The organism is Bacillus sp. V3B (assembly GCF_024494465.1).
Taxonomy (GTDB): Bacteria; Bacillota; Bacilli; order Bacillales; family Cytobacillaceae; genus Bacillus_BD.
The window spans coordinates 1-19,143 of record NZ_JAETXM010000040.1 but is presented as its reverse complement, the minus strand read 5'-3'; the positions used below and the strand labels follow the sequence as shown (position 1 = coordinate 19,143).

General features: G+C 33.9%; 19 protein-coding genes, 1 tRNA gene and 4 pseudogenes. 17 read left to right on the top strand and 7 right to left on the bottom strand.

What is annotated here, in order from left to right; genetic code table 11:
• Positions 1-207: 207 nt before the first annotated feature.
• The 3 genes and pseudogenes from JMM81_RS21660 to JMM81_RS21655 all read left to right on the top strand — a co-directional run.
• Positions 208-592: pseudogene (locus tag JMM81_RS21660) on the top strand (IS4 family transposase); the annotation flags it as partial.
• A gap of 536 nt (positions 593-1,128) precedes the next feature.
• Entirely contained in the window at positions 1,129-1,314 is a 186-nt protein-coding gene (locus JMM81_RS23245) for a TetR/AcrR family transcriptional regulator (RefSeq protein WP_375162433.1), read from the top strand.
• 231 nt (positions 1,315-1,545) lie between these two features.
• A complete protein-coding gene (locus JMM81_RS21655; RefSeq protein ID WP_256243626.1) occupies positions 1,546-2,997 on the top strand; it encodes a DHA2 family efflux MFS transporter permease subunit in 1,452 nt (483 codons plus the stop codon).
• Positions 2,998-3,284: 287 nt separating this feature from the next.
• On the opposite strand, the gene JMM81_RS21650 is transcribed toward JMM81_RS21655, so the two are convergent.
• Together JMM81_RS21650 and JMM81_RS21645 are read right to left on the bottom strand one after the other, a co-directional pair.
• Positions 3,285-4,490, bottom strand: coding sequence for an MFS transporter (locus JMM81_RS21650; protein WP_309143515.1), 1,206 nt, complete (start codon positions 4,488-4,490; stop codon positions 3,285-3,287).
• Positions 4,474-4,917, bottom strand: a complete 444-nt coding sequence (locus tag JMM81_RS21645) for a MarR family winged helix-turn-helix transcriptional regulator (protein ID WP_256243624.1) — start codon at positions 4,915-4,917, stop codon at positions 4,474-4,476. The genes JMM81_RS21650 and JMM81_RS21645 overlap by 17 nt, the downstream gene beginning before the upstream one ends.
• Positions 4,918-5,505: 588 nt before the next feature.
• Between JMM81_RS21645 and JMM81_RS21640 the strand changes: the two are divergent.
• The 7 genes and pseudogenes from JMM81_RS21640 to JMM81_RS21610 all read left to right on the top strand — a co-directional run.
• A pseudogene (locus JMM81_RS21640) lies at positions 5,506-6,018 on the top strand (sulfite reductase); the annotation flags it as partial.
• Positions 5,981-6,481, top strand: a complete 501-nt coding sequence (locus JMM81_RS21635) for a hypothetical protein (protein WP_256243623.1) — start codon at positions 5,981-5,983, stop codon at positions 6,479-6,481. The pseudogene JMM81_RS21640 and the gene JMM81_RS21635, both read left to right, overlap by 38 nt.
• A gap of 217 nt (positions 6,482-6,698) precedes the next feature.
• A pseudogene (locus JMM81_RS23325) lies at positions 6,699-7,046 on the top strand (four-helix bundle copper-binding protein).
• Positions 7,047-7,118: 72 nt separating this feature from the next.
• Entirely contained in the window at positions 7,119-8,444 is a 1,326-nt protein-coding gene (locus tag JMM81_RS21625) for an MFS transporter (protein WP_256243622.1), read from the top strand.
• Between the two features lie 30 nt (positions 8,445-8,474).
• Complete coding sequence (locus tag JMM81_RS21620; protein WP_256243621.1) at positions 8,475-9,173, top strand: hypothetical protein; 699 nt, start codon at positions 8,475-8,477, stop codon at positions 9,171-9,173.
• A 142-nt stretch (positions 9,174-9,315) separates the two neighbouring features.
• Positions 9,316-9,498 (top strand): hypothetical protein, encoded by a 183-nt coding sequence (locus JMM81_RS21615; protein ID WP_256243620.1) that lies wholly within the window; start codon positions 9,316-9,318, stop codon positions 9,496-9,498.
• Between the two features lie 28 nt (positions 9,499-9,526).
• Entirely contained in the window at positions 9,527-9,730 is a 204-nt protein-coding gene (locus tag JMM81_RS21610; protein ID WP_256243619.1) for a hypothetical protein, read from the top strand.
• 364 nt (positions 9,731-10,094) lie between these two features.
• On the opposite strand, the gene JMM81_RS21605 is transcribed toward JMM81_RS21610, so the two are convergent.
• The 3 genes from JMM81_RS21605 to JMM81_RS23320 form a co-directional block, all read right to left on the bottom strand.
• Positions 10,095-10,427 (bottom strand): hypothetical protein, encoded by a 333-nt coding sequence (locus JMM81_RS21605; protein WP_256243618.1) that lies wholly within the window; start codon positions 10,425-10,427, stop codon positions 10,095-10,097.
• A 581-nt stretch (positions 10,428-11,008) separates the two neighbouring features.
• Positions 11,009-11,206 carry a spore coat protein gene (locus JMM81_RS21600; RefSeq protein ID WP_256243628.1) on the bottom strand — a complete coding sequence of 66 codons (198 nt, stop codon included), beginning with the start codon at positions 11,204-11,206 and terminating at the stop codon, positions 11,009-11,011.
• An 80-nt stretch (positions 11,207-11,286) separates the two neighbouring features.
• On the bottom strand, positions 11,287-11,589 hold the full coding sequence (locus JMM81_RS23320; protein WP_483862181.1) for a four-helix bundle copper-binding protein: 303 nt from the start codon (positions 11,587-11,589) through the stop codon (positions 11,287-11,289).
• A gap of 498 nt (positions 11,590-12,087) precedes the next feature.
• Between JMM81_RS23320 and JMM81_RS21595 the strand changes: the two genes are divergently transcribed.
• From JMM81_RS21595 to JMM81_RS21570, 6 genes and pseudogenes are all read left to right on the top strand, one after another.
• Complete coding sequence (locus JMM81_RS21595) at positions 12,088-12,351, top strand: hypothetical protein (RefSeq protein WP_256243616.1); 264 nt, start codon at positions 12,088-12,090, stop codon at positions 12,349-12,351.
• Between the two features lie 98 nt (positions 12,352-12,449).
• A tRNA-Gln gene (locus JMM81_RS21590) sits at positions 12,450-12,521 on the top strand.
• A 301-nt stretch (positions 12,522-12,822) separates the two neighbouring features.
• On the top strand, positions 12,823-13,131 hold the full coding sequence (locus JMM81_RS21585) for a metal-sulfur cluster assembly factor (protein WP_256243615.1): 309 nt from the start codon (positions 12,823-12,825) through the stop codon (positions 13,129-13,131).
• A 985-nt stretch (positions 13,132-14,116) separates the two neighbouring features.
• On the top strand, positions 14,117-14,323 hold the full coding sequence (locus tag JMM81_RS21580; RefSeq protein ID WP_256243614.1) for an aspartyl-phosphate phosphatase Spo0E family protein: 207 nt from the start codon (positions 14,117-14,119) through the stop codon (positions 14,321-14,323).
• 358 nt (positions 14,324-14,681) lie between these two features.
• Positions 14,682-15,932: an ATP-binding protein gene (locus JMM81_RS21575; protein ID WP_256243613.1), complete on the top strand. Its 1,251-nt coding sequence runs from the start codon at positions 14,682-14,684 to the stop codon at positions 15,930-15,932.
• Positions 15,933-16,324: 392 nt separating this feature from the next.
• Positions 16,325-16,690 (top strand): annotated as a pseudogene (locus JMM81_RS21570) (recombinase family protein); the annotation flags it as partial.
• Positions 16,691-16,905: 215 nt separating this feature from the next.
• Here JMM81_RS21570 and JMM81_RS21565 read toward each other — a convergent pair.
• Both JMM81_RS21565 and JMM81_RS21560 read right to left on the bottom strand, forming a co-directional pair.
• A complete protein-coding gene (locus tag JMM81_RS21565; RefSeq protein ID WP_256243612.1) occupies positions 16,906-17,766 on the bottom strand; it encodes a DUF2935 domain-containing protein in 861 nt (286 codons plus the stop codon).
• Between the two features lie 255 nt (positions 17,767-18,021).
• On the bottom strand, positions 18,022-18,240 hold the full coding sequence (locus JMM81_RS21560; protein ID WP_256243611.1) for a hypothetical protein: 219 nt from the start codon (positions 18,238-18,240) through the stop codon (positions 18,022-18,024).
• Between the two features lie 511 nt (positions 18,241-18,751).
• On the opposite strand from JMM81_RS21560, the gene JMM81_RS21555 reads away from it, so the two are divergent.
• A complete protein-coding gene (locus JMM81_RS21555) occupies positions 18,752-19,078 on the top strand; it encodes a YnfA family protein (protein WP_256243627.1) in 327 nt (108 codons plus the stop codon).
• Positions 19,079-19,143: the final 65 nt, after the last annotated feature.

Below are 19,143 nucleotides of genomic sequence, written 5' to 3'. Positions count from 1 at the left end.
ATAGCCTTTCCTGCAGCTGTACTGGTGTCAATCTTATCTTGGATGCTAACAAATTTTACTTCTTTTTCTCTAAGTGTCACTTTAGGAGTTATTTTGCACTATAAGGGGTACTGCCACATGCCCATCAAGCTAAAGAAACCAATTTCCTCCAAAATGAAAAAAACGTTATTCTTTTAGTAAAATACTTGAAAAGGATGACGTTTTTTCATGGACCTCTCACTTTTTGAAGAATTACATCTATTCTCACAAGAATTACAACGCTTTCTATCTCAATCGCCCTACAAAAAATTGCTAAACAGGTTGGTTTTGTGCAGCGATCTAGTAAGTATCAAGCAGACGAACTCATCGCCCTTTGCGTTTGGCTCAGCCAAGAAGTCGCGAGTACATCGCTTACGCAACTATTAGTCGGTTAGAAGCTTCGACAGGCGTACTCATAATCCCAGAAGGTCTGAATCAACGCTTTAATCCAGCAGCTGTCGCCTTCCTCCGAAAAGTCTTTACTTCGCTTCTCACACAGAAACTTTGTGCGACACAATCGCTACCTTCAGACATCACTTCTATATTCAAACGGATTCGAATTTTGCATCGAACGACTAGTTTATAAGACTTTTTCTATTTCATTTTGTTGTAGGCATTTCTCAGACGTAATTTATGAATAATTAATGAAGAAAGTTATGTTTCAACTTTTTATTTAGTAGCCTTTAGGCTGCAATTTCTTTTCGGAATAAAGATTTAGTGAAATAGAGGTTAAAACAATGAACTTCAGAACCTTGCAGGATTTTTTTGTTCAGCAATCGGACCATTTTGTGAAGTAACTAAAACCTAATTTCTCACTTACAACATCGAGAAATTAGGCTTTTTATATTTGGATTTTCTTTAACGTCGTTAACCCGCATTTTCCTGATGTTACCTATGTGAAGGGATCTGGGTTTTTAAGTTATTACATTCAATCATTTATAGAATATTGTGATCAAATTAGTAAAATGTGATTATTGGAAAAAATTACATATCAATATAGCTTTTCTTAAAAAATCTTATTTTGAACTCCAATTGGTAATAAAAATTTACAAAAAAAGATTTGAATTTTAGAAAGAATTTTTGATATAGTTAAAAAACAGACCGGTTGGTATGGAGGGATGCACCGTGGTAATCGATACAAAATCGCGAATAATTGACACCGCGACAACGCTTTTCCAGCAGAAAGGATATATGAGCGTAGGGGTAAACGAAATCTTAAAAGCCTGTAATATTAAAAAAGGTGCTCTCTATTATCATTTTCCTGATAATTACTCATCGCCAGTCTTAAGTCTATGAATGAGGCCATTAATAGCGACATGGAGGGGATTTTTAGCCAATATCAAACTACTCAAGAAGCCATTCAAGCAATGATTGAAAATTAGTAGACGACTTTGACCGTGAAGGTACGCTTACTAGTTAATACATTCAGTAGCATTGTTAGTGAAATGGCATCACTAAGTGAACCTCTAAAAGTGATTTCACAGTTATTACAAAAGCCTGGTCAAATTAATTAAAAAGGAGACGTTTATGAGTATACAAATTCAAGTTAAAAATCCTAAGATAATGGCATTTATCTTAATGTTAGGTGCTTTTATTGGATTATTTGGTGAAACAGCATTAAATATGGCATTATCAAATGTTATGGAGCAATATGCTATCACAGCTGCCACTGCACAGTGGTTAACAACAGGATACTTATTAGTCTTAGCCATTTTAGTTCCGATTTCAGCACTTTTAATGAAATGGTTTAGCACAAGACAATTAGTTATCGGGGGACTTATTATCTCGCTGTTGGGAGCGATTTTAGCAGCGTTGTCTTTAGATTTTACGATGTTATTAATTGGTCGTATAGTTCAAGCGGTGGGAACGGGTATTCTAATACCGGTCATGACAAGTGTTCTTTTAATTATTTTCCCGGTTCATAAACGTGGAGTTGTAATGGGGATTATGGGGCTTGTTATTACATTAGGTCCAGCTTTAGGACCAACACTATCAGGAGTTATTATTAGTACATTGGGTTGGCCGTATATTTTCTGGATAAGCACTATTTTATATGTATTATTGACCCTTTTTGCTGTAGCTAAAATTGTGAATGTTTCGGAAATTACGAAACCCAAAATCGATATTTTATCAGTTGCTTTATCAACAATCGGTTTTGGCGGATTAATTTATGCTTTGGCAACGAGGGCAGAAGCAGCTTTTTCATCTCCTAAAGTATGGGTACCTTTACTTGTAGGGATTATCGCACTTGTATTATTTGGCACTCGCCAAATGAAAATGGCTCAGCCTATGGTTAATTTACGTGTTTTTAAGTATCCTATGTTCACATTAGGAACATTGATGATGTTTCTTGGCATTTTAACCATTTTATCCACTGGAATTCTATTGCCAATGTATTTAAAGGGTGCTTTATTATTGAGTGCTATGGTGGCTGGTTTATTATTACTTCCTGGTAATGCCGTCAATGTTATTATGTCACCGATTGTTGGAACCCTATTTGATAAATTTGGAGCACGTCTTTTCGTAATTCTTGGCTCTTTAATTATAGTGATTGCGAATTTCATGTTTATGTCCGTCATTTCAGCAACAACACCTGCTTGGCAAATAATAGTGGCATTTATGATTTTATTCTTTGGGTTAACGATGGTAATGATGCCATCGCAAACAAATGCGCTTAATCAATTGCCACGTGAGTTGTATGCAGATGGATCTGCGGCTATGAATACATTGAATCAAGTAGCTGGGGCAGCAGGTACAGCGATAGCGATTACGTTATTTACAGCTGGTCAAAACGGATATGTTATTGATTTTCCTAATGCTTCTCAACAGGAGGTATTAGCTGCTGGAATAAAATATACCTTCTACTTCCTTACTGGGATTTCTGTTGTTACATTAATCTGCTCTTTATTTGTAAAAAAATCAGATGTAAAAGAAAAATCCCAAGCTTCGGTAAAAGCGACAGAACCTGTACGCCAGTAGTGTATTTTGCAAATTAATCGATGTTGAAAAATGCAATGAAGAATTACAGATTCACCAAACGAGAAAGCCCACTTCTTCAGATGTGGGAGTGTCAATATATAAACGTGGTAAACGTTAATCGATACTTGTTCATTCGAATCTTATGACCGTTCTTGAGCTTTTCATATGCAGGTATTTGGCTAAAATTATTGTTATACGATTTTCAATTAAAGGGAGCTTTATAAAGAAACTAAAGCCTAATTTCTCAGTTGTAAGCGAGGAATTAGGTTTTTTATATTTGAATTTCCTTAGCTTGCCTGAGAATATTGTTTTATAGATTCTGTCTTCCTCCCATGTACAAAATAGTATAGAAGGATAGACAAAAATACAATAATAGCCATTGTCATATACATTCCACGATACCCAACTAAAGGTACGATGATCCCTATTAAGATAGGTCCAACACCTGACCCGGCATCCATGGCAATATAATACGTTGATGTGGCAAGACCGACCCGGTGACGTGGAGCTTTTTTCACAACAATCGCTTGGCAACAAGAAAATAGCGTACCATAACCGAGCGCTACAAGTGCACCCGCAGCTATAATATACCAACCTGCGTCTGCTTGGCTAAGGAAGATCAGTCCAAGTGTAAATAACACTAATGCAGGATAGATCACGATATTATCTCCTTTTATATCTAAAATTCTACCAGTAAAGGGTCTAGATACTAACAAGAACACGGCATAGATGATAAAAAAGAAACTAGCAGCTGTCGTTAAGTTAATTTCAATCGCATATGGATTGATGAAACTGATAATACCTGAGTAAGCAATTCCCATGATAAAAATAAGAGATGCCATAGGAATAGCCTTTTTCTCAAAGAAATCTTGTAGTTTAAAACCTTTCATTGAATCGAGTTGTTCCTTTGTCATAGGCTCTACAGGTATTTTAGCAAATAACATCACAGCGATACTCAGCACTGAAAATACCGTACATGCAACGAAAATCATATTAAAGTCTGCGTGTCCGATAATGAAAATGCCTAAAAACGGTCCAATGGCCGTTGCTAGAGGTGTGCTTAACGAATAATAACTGGTTCCTTCGCCTAGACGTTCTTTTGGAATAATGCTCATAACAGCGGTTGCCATGGTAGTAGAAGCGACTCCAAATGCTGCGCCGTGCACAAATCGGACAATTAATAATAGGGTTAAACTATCTGTTGCGAAATACATAATAGATGATATTAAAAACAATATTAAACTACCGTATAATAATTTTTTACGCCCGATGACTTCAATATATTTCCCTATGACAATGCGTGCTACGAGCGCTCCAATCACAAAAATACTAGAAGCAAGACCTGCTTGTGTTTGGGAAGCGTTGAATTGTTCAATGGAATACACCGTTAAGGTTGTCATCAATAAGTAAAAGGTCAGAAAAACTAAAAAGGTCGTAACGGTAATCATGATAAAATCCTTTGTCCAAAGCTTTGATTTACTCAAAATTTTCATCTCCAGATTTGTTGACATTTTGCATTATTTTAAAGAGTGTTTGAAAAGTGGTATCTAGTTCCTCATTTGAAATTCCTTTAAAAGCCTTGCTTTCAAATTGTTCCTCAATTCGATCGACAATAGGAATCACTTCTTTTCTTGAATCGTCTAGTTTAATTCTTTTTTCGCGATGGTCTGTAGATGGCACTTGTTCAATATAGTCACTTTTTTCTAAGCGATTTACTATGCGTGTAACCGATGATTTTTCAACGTTCAAGTATCGTGCAATATCGACTAGCGAAGAAGAACCGGTATTTTTAATTAAATATTGAATAATAACAAACTGCGCATGTGTCAAATTATATTCTGCCATGTCTTTATTTAAATGGCTTGTCATCGTTCTAGACAGTTGGAAAATCTGATGAACTAATTCTTTTGGATTGCTCAAACTCTTACCTCCTTAAAATACAGTTGCATAAGCAACTATATGTGTTTTTTTCTATAGTGTCAATTCATTTTTAAGATCCGACCAAAATTTAGTCTTTTTAATACTCACATTCTTACGTTACGTTTATTAGGAATTAAAGCACCTGAACAAATGTAATTGGTCTTTTATCAATGATTAATTTAATAAAGAAATTGTACACTCACATGGGATTTACCTTACTCCAGAATAGGACGCTTTAATGGCCATAAGGATCACAGAAATGATCAAACTTTCAAAGCAACATATACTTTATTCGCTTACAATGTATTTAAGTTTATACTCTGTTAGCTGACAAATAAATGGGTATTACGAATTAAACCTACAAATAAAAATATTTTAATTAAAGATATTGGGTATCGTTTTAGTGATGTAGTATATTTATCTGGAATTAAATAGTTATTAATTAAAGATCATTTAATTAAGTGCATAAAGTATATAGAGGGAGTTAGTTTGTTAAAAGTTTAATAATTGATAGGTATAAAAGTTTTATAGTTTATAAGAAAATGAAGAAACCCAGCTACCTTCATGTGAAGATTAGCTGGGTTTCTTCATTTCGACCATAATGGCGACCGCTATGGTTGGGTGAAAGGAGTTCAAGGAAGATGGCATTTTACGCTGTTTGTCCAAGGAGGCCGCATTACAGATATTGATGACTACAAACTAATGACGGGCCTGCGCGAAATTGCCAAGATCCATACAGGTGATTTCCGTCTGACAGGTAACGAAAACCTGATCATTGCCAATGTATCAAGCCAGAAAAAGAAAGAGATCAGTAAATTGATCGAGCAATATGGTTTGACAGATGACAAGGATTATACGGCCCTCCGTCGGAATTCGCTGGCTTGCGTCGCTTTTCCGACATGCAAATTCGCGATGGCGGAAGCCAAACGCTATTTGCCGGTTCTACTTAAGAAGATTGAGGTTATTGTCGATGAAAATGGCCTAAGGGATGAAGAAATTACCATCCGTATGACCGGCTGCCCAAACGGCCGTGCACGACATGCGCTAGGCGAAATTGGCTTTATTGGCAAAGGTCCAGGCAAATACAACTATTGGATCGGAAAAAGTAATCTCAAAGCAAGTTGAAAAACTATGTCGTAGTATTATAAAAGGTCATGTAGAACGGTTTGATGGAGATACATTGCAACAAATCGCAGTTCATTTTTCTAAAAATAAAAGCAAAAGAACAGAAGTAGGTTGGGGGAGAAATAAACAAGGAAAGGGAGATGCATTCACTTTTTTTAGAGCAGATTGGAGATATGCTATGATTTCTTCTCCACTTTCTCATCTAGGAAAGCACACACCACTTCTTCCATTACCTCAAACTACATTATCAAAAGTATATGTCAATTACCTTGAATTCCTAAGACCCCGCGGGAAACATCCAGAACCACCATTTATGCATGCATTCATATTAGGAGATTTTGATCTTGTTCCTTTCCAAACCCAGCTACAAATAGAAGAACATATTCAATTTAAAGAAATAATGAATGATTCAATGGGGAATCATTTGAATCAGCATTAAAATACTGTTTTTTGAGGGGAGTTTGTTTTGAAGAGATTGTTTTGCTGCTTTTAGTCATAAGTAAATATCTCCGTTTACATGTGAGTTATAGAGCCAGAATAAAAGTCCAGTAATTTGTACTGGGCTTTTTTCTTTTTGGTTGGAATGTATTGCCTGTTTATTAATCATTACCTAGCAAACAATAATAAAAAATTAAATAAAAGGAGTGAACTATTATATGACAACAGTTGTTGATTCGTCTGTTCAGCAATTTCAAACGTGTATTGATTCTTGTAACAAATGTATGCAAGCTTGTGAAGAATGTTTGACTTCATGTCTAAAAGAAGCTGATGTACAGGCTCGAACACATTGTATCAACATGTTAAGAGACTGTGCAGATATTTGTTCTATGGCAGCCCAATGGATGTCACGTGGAAGTATGTATGCAAAGCAATTTTGCTAGCTATGTGCAACAATTTGTGATGCTTGTGCAGTTGAATGTGCTAAATTCCAGGATGCACATTGTCAAGCATGTGCTAAATTCTGCCGCCAATGTGCTGAAGAGTGTCGTAAAATGTCAATGTAAAGTGGAGAGGCAGGTAGCTTTTGTTACCTGCTTTGTTTTAACAAATTGAGTATCAGAAAGGGGGGAAGCCAAATGGGTATCAAAGAACTAAGGAAATTAGAACGACCTATGCTCATTTTAATGCTAGGGGTGTTATTATCTCATTTAGGTACATATATGGTTGTCCCAATTCTACCCATAATGTTAAGAATTGAAGCAGGATTTTCACTTGTTCAGATTGGAACTATTCTTGCAGCTATTGCTATTTCTTTTCAATTCGGCAGTATTATAGGTGGCTTTTTAGCTGACCGAATTGGGAGAAGATTTATTATTGGTTTAGGAGCGTTAATTGGTGCAAGCGGTCTAATAGGATTCGGACTGTTTACTTCTTATTGGTTACTTTTATTAATGGCTATTACCATTGGAGCAGGGAATGGATTAAATGCACCATCAACCAAAGCGGCAATAGCGGCTTTAGCATCAAAAGATAATCAAACAACTGCTTTTTCTCTTCGTGGAATTGCTGCTAATATTGGAACAGGAACAGCTGGACTTATTGTTTTCTTTTTAATAACTGGTTCTTCGAAAATTATTTTTTGGGTGGCTGGGACTATTTATTTAGTGCTTACTTTAAAAAGTTGGCTGTTACTCCCAAAAAATTGTGGAGATGCCTCATGTCCAGACATTCCACCAGGAGCCTATCGAGAAGTACTGAAAAATAAACCATTTATTGTATTTGGTGCGGTTAGCATTTTCATTTGGGCTTTGTATGCACAGCTTGCTCTTGCTTTACCTTTGCGGGCAGCTGATATTTTACCTGATCCTAAAAATGTTGCCTTAATTTGGACAATCAATAGTGCGATCGTAATACTTTCACAGGGGATCGTAACAAATAAGATTATTAATCGTTTTCATCCATTCACTGCACTTGGGTTCGGAATGGTTTTTATTGGTTTTGGCATTGGTTCATTGTATTGGTCTAGTTCTTTTATCCATTTAGTTATTAGTGGTGCAATATTTGTACTAGGTGAAATGTTAATCCTACCAACCATTGATAGCACTGTGTCACAACTATCAAAAGCAGAATTAATTGGTATATTTTTTGCACTAGCTAATGTTGTATCAGGTATTGGGGAAGCAGGTGGAAAGTTTGTTGGAGGGAAACTCTTGGATTTAGGGACTAACGTTACTTATTTGCCGTGGACCGTTTATGCAGTAAGCGGGTTGTTTTTATTTATCATTGTAGTGTTTATATTAAAAAGATGGGGACCGCTTCAACTTGCTTTACAAGAAGCTGCGAATAAACCTAATGGTCCAAAACATGCACCAAAAGTATCAATTAGTCCGAATAAACACTCTTCTCATCCCTATAACGGCTGTGAGCCAGAAGTGTTTTGGCGAAAACGAGGAAAAATATAAATCATTAAGAATGAACAGGAGGAAGAACAAATGGAACAGCATCATGAACAACATAATGGGGGTCATGAACACCACGCAATGACAGAAAGTGAAATTAACATTACTGTTTCATATAAAAACGACTTATTAAGTATTCATTTGGAAGATAAAGAAGGTAATGCTCCTGAATTAGATATTACTCATGAAGAGTTAATACACCTAATTGTAGTAAGTGAGGATTTAAACGAATATTTTCATTTACATCCTATTCAAATAAATGATTACATATTTGAGAAAAAAATCGATTTAACTGGTCATTCATATAGAGCATTTGTGGATATTAATCCTAAAGGAAAAAGTTATGTCATTGAACCAATTCCATTTAAGGTAGATTCCGTCTCTCATATACATTACAACGATGTACACCCTTTTTTACAAATTGACCGAGAATTAAAAAAAGAAGTTCGTGGAAAGATGGTTGAATTCAAACATGATCCCTTTCAAGTTGGAAAGGATATTAAACTGACTTTTAACATTGACAATGCGATGCCTGAACCGTATCTAGGGGCATTAGGTCATGTAGTTATCATTGACAATGAGGTACAAGAGTTCATTCATGTTCACCCTATTTCGGATAAGGAAACAGTTTTTGTAGCTCATTTTAGTAAGCCAGGGATCTATAAACTTTGGGCTGAATTTAAATTTGATGGAGAAGTAATTAATTTTCCTTACGTCATTGAAGTTAAGTAATTACCTATTTCAGTTCAGCACTTCCAATGAAAAGGGGAATCTGAAATTTTCTTATGCAAAAGGGAAAAAACTTTTGTTTTTTATTCAAATAAAAAAATTGTGATGGGTAAACTAACAAAGGTAAAAAGGAGGTGTTTTTAATATGGCAACAAAGCAACAAATTCAACAATGTATAACTGATTGCACGAATACAGCTAACATGCTTCGCACATCAACGAATGCTGTTTCTCAAGCGGCAATCAGAGACATGCTTACTCAAGGAGCCAGTCATATCGAAATGTGTATTCGTCAATGTGAACATGCTTCTGAACATGCACAATCTTAAATAAATAAATGACCGAAAGGAGTGTTTTATGATGGCAACCAATTCAACAAATGATGTTCAACAGTGCATTCAACAATGCCAACAGACCGCGCAGCAAATACGTACTTTAGCGAATCAAGAAACCGTTCCTCATGTTAAAAAGATGCTTAATGAAGGAGCACATCACCTTGATCTATGTATAACAGAATGTCAATTTTCCTTAAATGAACTCCAAGCACCTACAATGGTTTAAAACGGGTAGCAGGTGGTGTTTGGTGTTATCACCGAACTTTTCTTTTAGAACATAGTAGCTATACAGTGGTTTATTAAGTGTCCCTATCTAGATTTGCTATTGATACGATCTGGATTTCTATAATGTGAAATGCACTTTAGAAAAAATTATAGACCACTTGATTAAAATTGTTTAAAAAGTATATTTTAGATAAAAACTAAAAATACATCTGAGAATAACAACGAGAGAACCATCAAAAAAAGAGTTGAAATAAATCAGCTCCTTCTTTTTAATTCTCAATTTTCACTTTTAGTTTTAATGCCAGTATCTTCTACAAATCAATAACCTAAAGGATCTCTTTGTCTATTTACACTTTGTATTGCAATTACTTTGTCTTCATTCCTTTTTTTGTAGCTTTAAAAACTCTATATCCTAATTTATCTGAATAATCCATCATCATTTGGCTATGAGTGTTTAAAGTTAATTCGATATTAGGATTTAGGTTATTCAATTCATTTAAATTGATTTGATCTTCTTGATCAAAAGTATACTCTAACAGTTCTTCAAGAATAGAATTTGTTTTTAATATATTAACTGTTTCAAAACCTGCTTTGTTTATCGCAGCAATCCATTCATCTTCTGTCGGTATTTTCTTCATATCATAAAACTTCTTAATCGCCATTTCTTCTTTTTTACTTAAGGGACTTTCTTTCGTCATTTCAATACAAAGTAGTGATCCACTAGACTGGAGAACCCTATACTATTCCTTCAATGACTTCTCTATATCTCCAAAAATTATTGAAGATTCTGTAACAATTCAATCAAAAAAGCCGTCTCTAAAAGGTAAATTTTCAATATTACCTTTCAGCACTTTAACGGTTGTTTTTTCCTCTTCAAATCTGATGACTAATATAGATTTTATACGAATTGATACTACTAATGATATTAAACATTCATCAAAAGTTCCAAAAATTCTACAAATAGTACCTATTCCTCTTTCAAGAAAATTCTAATGAGCGTGTAAGGGAACATGGAAAACATGTGAAGAAATAGGTGAACCTCCAGAAACAACCGTGGTCTGTGGCTGCTGATAACCCCCATAAGGATAGAAAGGACTATATATATACGGATTATAATAGTCAAAAGGTAAGAATGGACTAACAGGAAAAAATTGATATGGACTGTAATATTGACGAAGCACCAGTTTTCATTCCTTTCAAAAAAATTTAAAAGTGTAATAAGAGTTAAGTTTATAATTTAGGAAAATATTGAACTTTTATCTTTTAATACAAAAGAATATCAGTATCCGTATGGATATCCATAACCATATCCATATGGAGAAAGTAAAGCTCCAGCTAATAAACCACCAGCTAATCCACCCAATAAAAGGTAGCCGAAACCAAATCCACCGAATGGTCTACCGAAGCCAAACCCACCAAATGGTCTACCAAAAATCCTTTCATCTGGATTTCTTACTCGTTTTTCCTCAAAGTATATATTAGGTGGAAATTACATTTCTGGATTTATTGAGAAAACCTCCTACTTTATTATCGTAAGCACTATCAGCTATACAAATTTTATGCAGACATTGCAAACGCACGACATTCTTGGGTACAATGCAAGCAAATTTGACCACATCTTTGAGATTGTTCATCGGAGTGATGTAAACAATGATTTCCACAAACTTCACAAATTTGTGTATATAATGAAGCGATAGACTTTGCAAAAATGCTGCAACGTGCAATATACTTTGCAGTTAAAGTGCATATGTCAGCACAATCCCTAAGTAATCTTAATTGCTCACTTCTATGGCTCGAACCTCCCATTTGTAGAATCGAATACTCAGTAAATTCACAAATAGCTTCACAATGTTGAATCATCTCTAAAACTCAATGATGGGACATGTGACTTTGATCAGCATGATACATTTTATTTCCTCCTTAGTTTTTAAAACTGTAATACAATTTCATCCTATGTGTAGGTGCTTGCCTATGCTTTAGGCATCAATCTATTTTTGAAAATTCTCCTTCGTTCCAAATACGATCTTGTAATAATAAAAAGAGAAAATGGCGTTTTGCACAGTTAAAATTGCAACCATGAACCTACTATTGAGTTAGGAACATTTCGCACTAACTATCTGACCCTTAAACGAAAACAGACGCATTTCTTGTTAGAGAAACGCGCCCGTTTGTTTAAGTACATTTCTTCACAAAAACCGATTATGCTTCGAAGATTATAAAAAAATATCTTTTAGTAAACTATACCTGTTCATAATCAGTAATAAAAAGGCTTGAAATTCATTGAATTATTTTTGTAACTTTCCTCATACTAACTACTGCCATACACGGCAAACACAAAATTACTAGGGGGATTTTTTAATGCCAAACAACCAACAAGTACAACAAGCCCAACAAGCAGTACAACAAGCTCAACAAGCTATTCAGCAAGCTCAACAACAAGCTAATCCACAACAAATGCAACAAGCTCAACAACAGTTGCAACAAGCTCAACAACAAGTACAACAAGCTACTCAGCAGGCTAACCCACAAGAGCAACAACAGTTACAGCAAGCTCAACAACAACTGCAACAAGCTACTCAGCAAGTACAACAAGCTCAACAACAAAAAAATCAACAACAATAATACTTTCTATTTAGAAGCTGACTATAAAGGTCAGCTTCTAAATAAAAGAATTTAAAATGAGTAATTAGTTTGTAAAAAGGTCATTATAAGAATGTCGTTGGGCTATAGCCAAGCGGTAAGGCAACGGACTTTGACTCCGTCATGCGTAGGTTCGAATCCTGCTAGCCCAGTCATTTATTTTTAAACATAGTTTATGGTGTTACCTCGTAATATCATCTTACTGCAATATAAAAAGCCGACAAAATGCTGACTTTGTTCTCTCATCAGTATTCAACATATGCATACTTGTTGAAGTAATGTGTTGAACCTACGTAAAGTTCACTCTTTTCCTTCTTCAAGTATCGTCGCAGATTGTGGAGCTACATCTTTAAAGAAAACGAGATACCTATACTGAAGTATAGTGAAATTTTTTATTTTATATAATTTCTGTTAGGATATAGATAGAGTATACTTTGTAGGGAGTTGAATGAAATGGATCAAGAATTAAAAGATAGCATTATGAGTGCTTTAGAAAATGTCGTTGACCCTGAAATTGGCATAGATATCGTCAATCTAGGGTTGGTTTATGATATCAAAATAGATAAAGATGGTATCATTACGATTGACATGACTTTAACTTCTATGGGCTGTCCGATGGCTGGTATGATCGTAAACCAAGTGCAAGAAGCCGTAAAGGATATCCCGGAAGTAAATGCTGCAAATGTCAATCTTGTTTGGAATCCACCTTGGAATAAAGATATGATGTCCCGATATGCCAAAATCGGGTTAGGAATTAAGTGAGAGTAATAGATGAATTAGCATCTCAATATAAGGTTTTAACCAGTTTTTAGCCGGCTATTGTTAACAATTCAAAATGAAAGCATTAAACGTGGAAATTTGAAGCTCTTTTAAACTTTTCGATCTTCAGCAATCGGCGCTTTAATTGAGGAAGGATCGTCAAAAGACGATCCTTTTTTTGTAAGAGTAAACAAAATCGTACAAATGTTTACTTTCAGAAAGTCTGACAAGGTATACTTTTTGGACAAGTCTAAAAATGATGTTGTTGATGATGTTTTTGTGCTTGTTTTATGTCTTGTCACTTTAGGAGTTATTTTGTACCTATTTTAATCGCTATTTTGCACTATAAGTAAATATAAAAAGCCCAATTTCTTAAGAAATTGGACTTTTATCGTTACTTCGGAAAAGCACCCTTTCGTATTAAAAAATGCTCAAGAATTATCGGAGCAATTAGGATATTCACGATAATTTTGGTAATGCTTTCAGCTTCTTGTAAGTAGACAGCAGTTAGATATATTTATTCTGTTCTCTTTAGAGCTACCGATTAATGTAATAGATTATAAATATATAAAAATAAATAACCGCACATATTAGGATTTGTTCTAATATATGCGGTTTTCTGTTCTGTTTCTTTTTAAATAACTGGCTCCAATATTTTAGTTTCCCCCTGATATATTCAATCTCATATCTATACCATGAGATGGCCCGTTTGCTGAGCGAAATGAAAAAGCCCTCTTTAGCTATCTGTTATTGTATTTCATAAAAAAAGTTCTATAAACGGACATTTATTTTTTAACTGTAGATAAGCGTCCCTTATCTTGAATAAGATTTTAGTGATGATTTTCTATCTTAAGAAAATATCTGTAATTTTATAGTAATTTTGTAAAAAGTATTTTAATTTTGGGGAATTTATTACATAATACTACTTGTATACAAGGTGATATTTTGTTGTAAAAAAAATTAATAGATAAGTTGGAGATTCTATATAATGCTTAAAGAGATCAATGAATTAGAAGACATGATCGATCATTTGAAAAATGAATTAATCCAGGTTGCTGAAGCAACAGGCTTAAATAGCCATCATACCCTTTGTTGTAGTCAGAAATTAGACGAACTCATCACGATTTATCAAAAACTTTCTTACGAAAAACAAAAAAATAGGAACATGTTGTTAAATGACAATAAAGCTGTTTAGGAATTAACAATTCAAACAACTTATTTTGTATTTACTCTAAATCTAGAATGTTATTATGTGAATTTGACATTTGAAAATTAAATGACTTTATCGTTACTCCATAGCGTTAGAGGATGTTATGAAAGCGATGGGTAGCGTTAGTTTATTAAGAGTGGCCGTCGATGACGGTCATTTTTTATGTGAGAAACTATAAAATTCATACTTTCACCGAAGATAGAAAAATATCCTTTTTTAATTAAAAACATAAATGTTATACTAAAAAAGTTCATACTAAATAAATTTCCGTTAAACACTTATTGGAATGTTTTATATTATTTAGTTAGCTATTGATAAAACTAAAACTTAAGAGGAACTTTTTATGAAAAAAACAGGCCAAATCACTTCTATAATTATTGCCATTATTGTTGTAATTTTTTTCGAATTCATTGAATTACTATTTTTAGGTGAATTTTTAAAAAGGGAAATTATAATTGATTTATTAATAGTAGTCCCTCTTTTTTGGTTTATAGGTAGACAATATGACAATATGAAATTTTATATGGAGAGAATGAATGAAAGTGAAGAGAATTATAAACAATTAATTGAAATTATACCGGATTCCATTTTCATCCACTATCAAGATATTATTCTTTATGTCAATGAAACTGGAAAAAGTATGCTTGGCGCTCAAAAGAAGGAGGATATTGTGGGTAAAACCATTTACCAGTTTGTTAGTCCTCATTATAAAGAATTAGCCATGAAACGGATGGAACAACTTCGTAAAGAAAAAAAGATTACGAATAATGTTGAGCAAAAACTAGTACGTCTGGACCAAAAAAAAATTTTTGTTGAAATGTCTAGCCGTCTTATTATATATGAAGGTAAAAAGGCGATATTAACCATTTTTAATGATATTACCGATAAAAAGGAGGAAACAGAAGGTCTCCTTCAAAAATCAGAAAAACTGGCTCTTGTAGGACAAATGGCTGCGGGGATTGTTCATGAAATTCGGAATCCTCTTACTTCCATCAAAGGATTTATTCAGTTATTCAAAGAAAAAGATACCAGTGAAGAAGAGTATTTCGATCTTGTCTTATCAGAGTTAGACCGAATTAATCAGATTGTTAGTGAATTCTTAGTATTAGCAAAACCAACTGCTATTGTATTCAAAGAAAAAGAAATACGAAATTTATTAAAAGATGTTGTGACTCTTACTAACACGCAAGCCATTATGAATAATATTCAAATCTTTGTAGAATTTGAATCAGATATTCCTATGATTGTGTGTGAAGAAAATCAATTAAAACAAGTGTTTATTAATATTTTAAAGAACTCCATTGAAGCGATGCCAAATGGTGGAATGATAGATGTAAAGGTAAAGGTAAAGGCAAAAGACAAAGTATCCATTTTCTTTGTCGATCAAGGCATTGGTATTCCAGAAGATCGAATTCCAACACTTGGTGAACCGTTTTATACAACAAAAGAAAAAGGAACAGGTTTGGGATTAATGACAAGCTATAAAATTATTGAAAGTCATGATGGGGAACTAAACATCTCAAGTAAAATAAATGAGGGAACCACGGTTGAAGTTATTCTACCTACGGTTCCTCAGGCCCATGTAATAAAGTAACTTAGAGAATAAATTACATGAGCCTGAGCATTAATTTAACATCACAGTTGGTATTGTTTTTTTATTGCCAATAACAATCTATTATGTAAAATAGGCAAATAAAGAAAGGTACTCTCTTATTCTGCTATCAGCTAATAGAAGTTATGTTGAATATTCAAGAATAGGGCGCTTTTCCGAAGTAACGGCAAAAGTCCAATTTCTCAATACAATGTACCCTATTGGTAGACTTTTTTTGGTGTCTACTCAATAGGGTACATTGTAAATTTTAATGCTGAGAAATTGGGCTTTTTATATTTACTTATAGTGCAAAATAACTCCTAAAGTGACAATTAGGTTTTGAGTGTATGATTAGGGTGTCTATTAATAGATTTGTAAAAGGAGAAAATTTCGAAATGAAAGTTGCTTATGCTAGAGTTTCTACTGAAGATCAAAATTTGGAACGGCAAATTGAAAACTTGAAAAGTTTTGGCGCAGAAAAAATATTTACAGAGAAGGAATCTGGTGCTGCAGTAAATAATCGAGAGCAATTCCAAAAAGTTCTTGATTTTGTTCGTGAAGGAGAGTATTTCATGGTTGAAGCGATTGATCGACTAGGAAGGAACTACCATGAGATAATTGAAACGGTTACTACTTTAAAAAATACAAATGCAGGTTTGATCGTGACGAGTATGCCTATCCTAGCTGAAGCGATTGGAAACCCATTGTTGGACCGATTCATGAAAGATTTGATTGTTCAGATTTTAGCAATGGTTGCAGAAATTGTTACTTTTAAATAAAGTTTGATTAAATTGATACTCATAACCTTGATAAAATAATAAATAAAAAGAACATAGTTTTAAAAAAGATTGATTAAAACATGCTCTTTCTATATTCAAACGAATTATTTTTTATAAAAAAGTTTGATCATTTCTATGATCCTTATACCATTAAAGTGCCCAATCGTATAAGAGGGGTCCAATTAATTCTATATTCTTCAATCTTCCACTATTCTAGATTTTGGGTTACCGCTTGTAAGATGAGCATCAAACATATCAATTATTTCAAGGAATCTATCAGCTTCACGGAAAACATGGTCTGCTAAGAGTGGATGAATGATACTCTTTATTTTACATTGCTCAATTAAATCACGTGCCGTTTTCTTGAAGTCCCGAAGAGATGCGACCGACACACGGTTTTGATCCAGGAATTGATCTAAAAGAGGAACTGTCTGAGAATAAGGTTTCATTCCCTCTAAATCCCTAGCTTGAAAAAGCAATTCATCAAAATCATTACTAAAGTTCCGGGCCATATCGACAAGCTTTCTTTCTGATGGATCAAGGAGGTGTCCGATAAATTTCGCATGATCTGCCATAATTCTTAAAAAGAAAACATTTTCTTTAATAATGGCATCAGCAAGTGGTTTTAATTTCCCTTCGTTTAATTCAATTAACCGTTTTCTAAAGTAATTAGCTTCCCTACTTATATGATCAACTAACAATGGAAAATTATTTGCCCCTGGTAATTTACATGTGAGAATTAATGCTAGTACTTTTCGTTTAAATGCGAAAATATTAGTTGCAGCTTGCCCTACTTCTGTATTAAATCTTCTTATTTGTTCAGGATCTGTTTGATTGGTAAAGGAGTGCGCAGTTTGTTCTATTTGTTCAAACAATTGAAAGAATTGATTAGCCTCTTGGATTAATTGAGTATCTTCTGCTCTAAAACCTAATCGAAGAAATAAAGAGTGCTCTTTCATAATCCTAGACCAAAAGCGAATTTCATTTAACGATCGCTCAACAAACATTCCAGATGTAACACCCGTATCAGCATGTAATAAGTTTTTATCCCCATTCATTCCAAATCCTCCCCAGTAAATACTTCATTCGTTCTATTTCTATTAACAAAGTCATACAAATATACCAACAACAAAGGCTCAGTATAGATTAAAAATAATAAACTAAAATACACCTTTACCTTTGTTCTTCGACAGTCACACCGTCGAAAACCTTGGTTCCCTCACAATTTTTCTTCATTACGGGAATGCTGCCCTTTAGTCCAATAAAAAAGAGTGCTACTCCTTCTTAAAGGAAAGCACCCGTTAGTAAAAATTTTAATCATCTTTTTCTTTCAAATAATTTTCATAAACTTCTTTAGCTTTATCAGGTTTTTCTGTTATTGTTGAAATTCTTTTATGAATATCACTCACTAAATATAAAGTTCTGAACAGCACCCCCGCTATAATCGCACCAGCAACGATATAACCAAATGGTATAAAAAATAATATAGTCCCTAAAATTCCACTTAAAAGAATTGAGAGTAATAATGGCATAAACATCCCCCCTTTTCTAAACACTTTACCATAAAAATGTAAAACACCTTCTTCAACAAACCTGCCACGTTCAACAAGGCCCCAAAAAATCAGATGAATACTTTATACAAAACTAGTTAACATAAAGTCAACTATCAGAAGCTAGCAAAAGAGCCAAACCCTTGGTATTCATGGGTTTGGCTCTTTCCTGTTTTTTATTGTTTATGCATGATTTTATACATGGTTGATTCATCTTAAAGTTCTTTAAAAGTATTCAAGTTCAACGTTAATTCTGAAATCAGAACAGATAATAAAGTTTTTTAAAACATAATAAAACTTTTTAATAATGTTCATCATGTTATTCCAGAATCGGGCCAGATTATGGAGCAACTCCTTTTAAGTAAATTAGATATATATGTTAAATTTTAAAGAGGATTGTGAAATTATATACTTAAAGTAACGTAAGCAGGTTAATGCAATAAGAATAAGTTATAATTTGTTATATACAATACTGTTTTAGGAAGTGGTCTAAATTCTTTATGCAATTGTTTTGTTTATACTCGCAGGATTAGCTGAAATTGGCGGAGGTTATTTAATTTGGCAATGGTTAAGAGAGGGTAAACCATACTATTGGGGAATAGGTGGAGGAATAGCCTTAGCCTTATATGGTGTTATTGCTACATTGCAATCATTTCCATCATTCGGTAGAGTTTATGCTGCCTACGGAGGAGTATTTATCGTTCTTTCTGTAATGTGGGGATGGGGAATTGATAAAAAAACACCTGATTTATACGATTGGGTAGGTGCAGGAATATGCATAGTTGGTGTTGCAGTAATGTTATTAGCACCACGCCAATAATAAGGAATAACTATACATATTTTTTCAAGTAACGTGCGCGTTTCTCAAAAAAGAGATACGTTTAT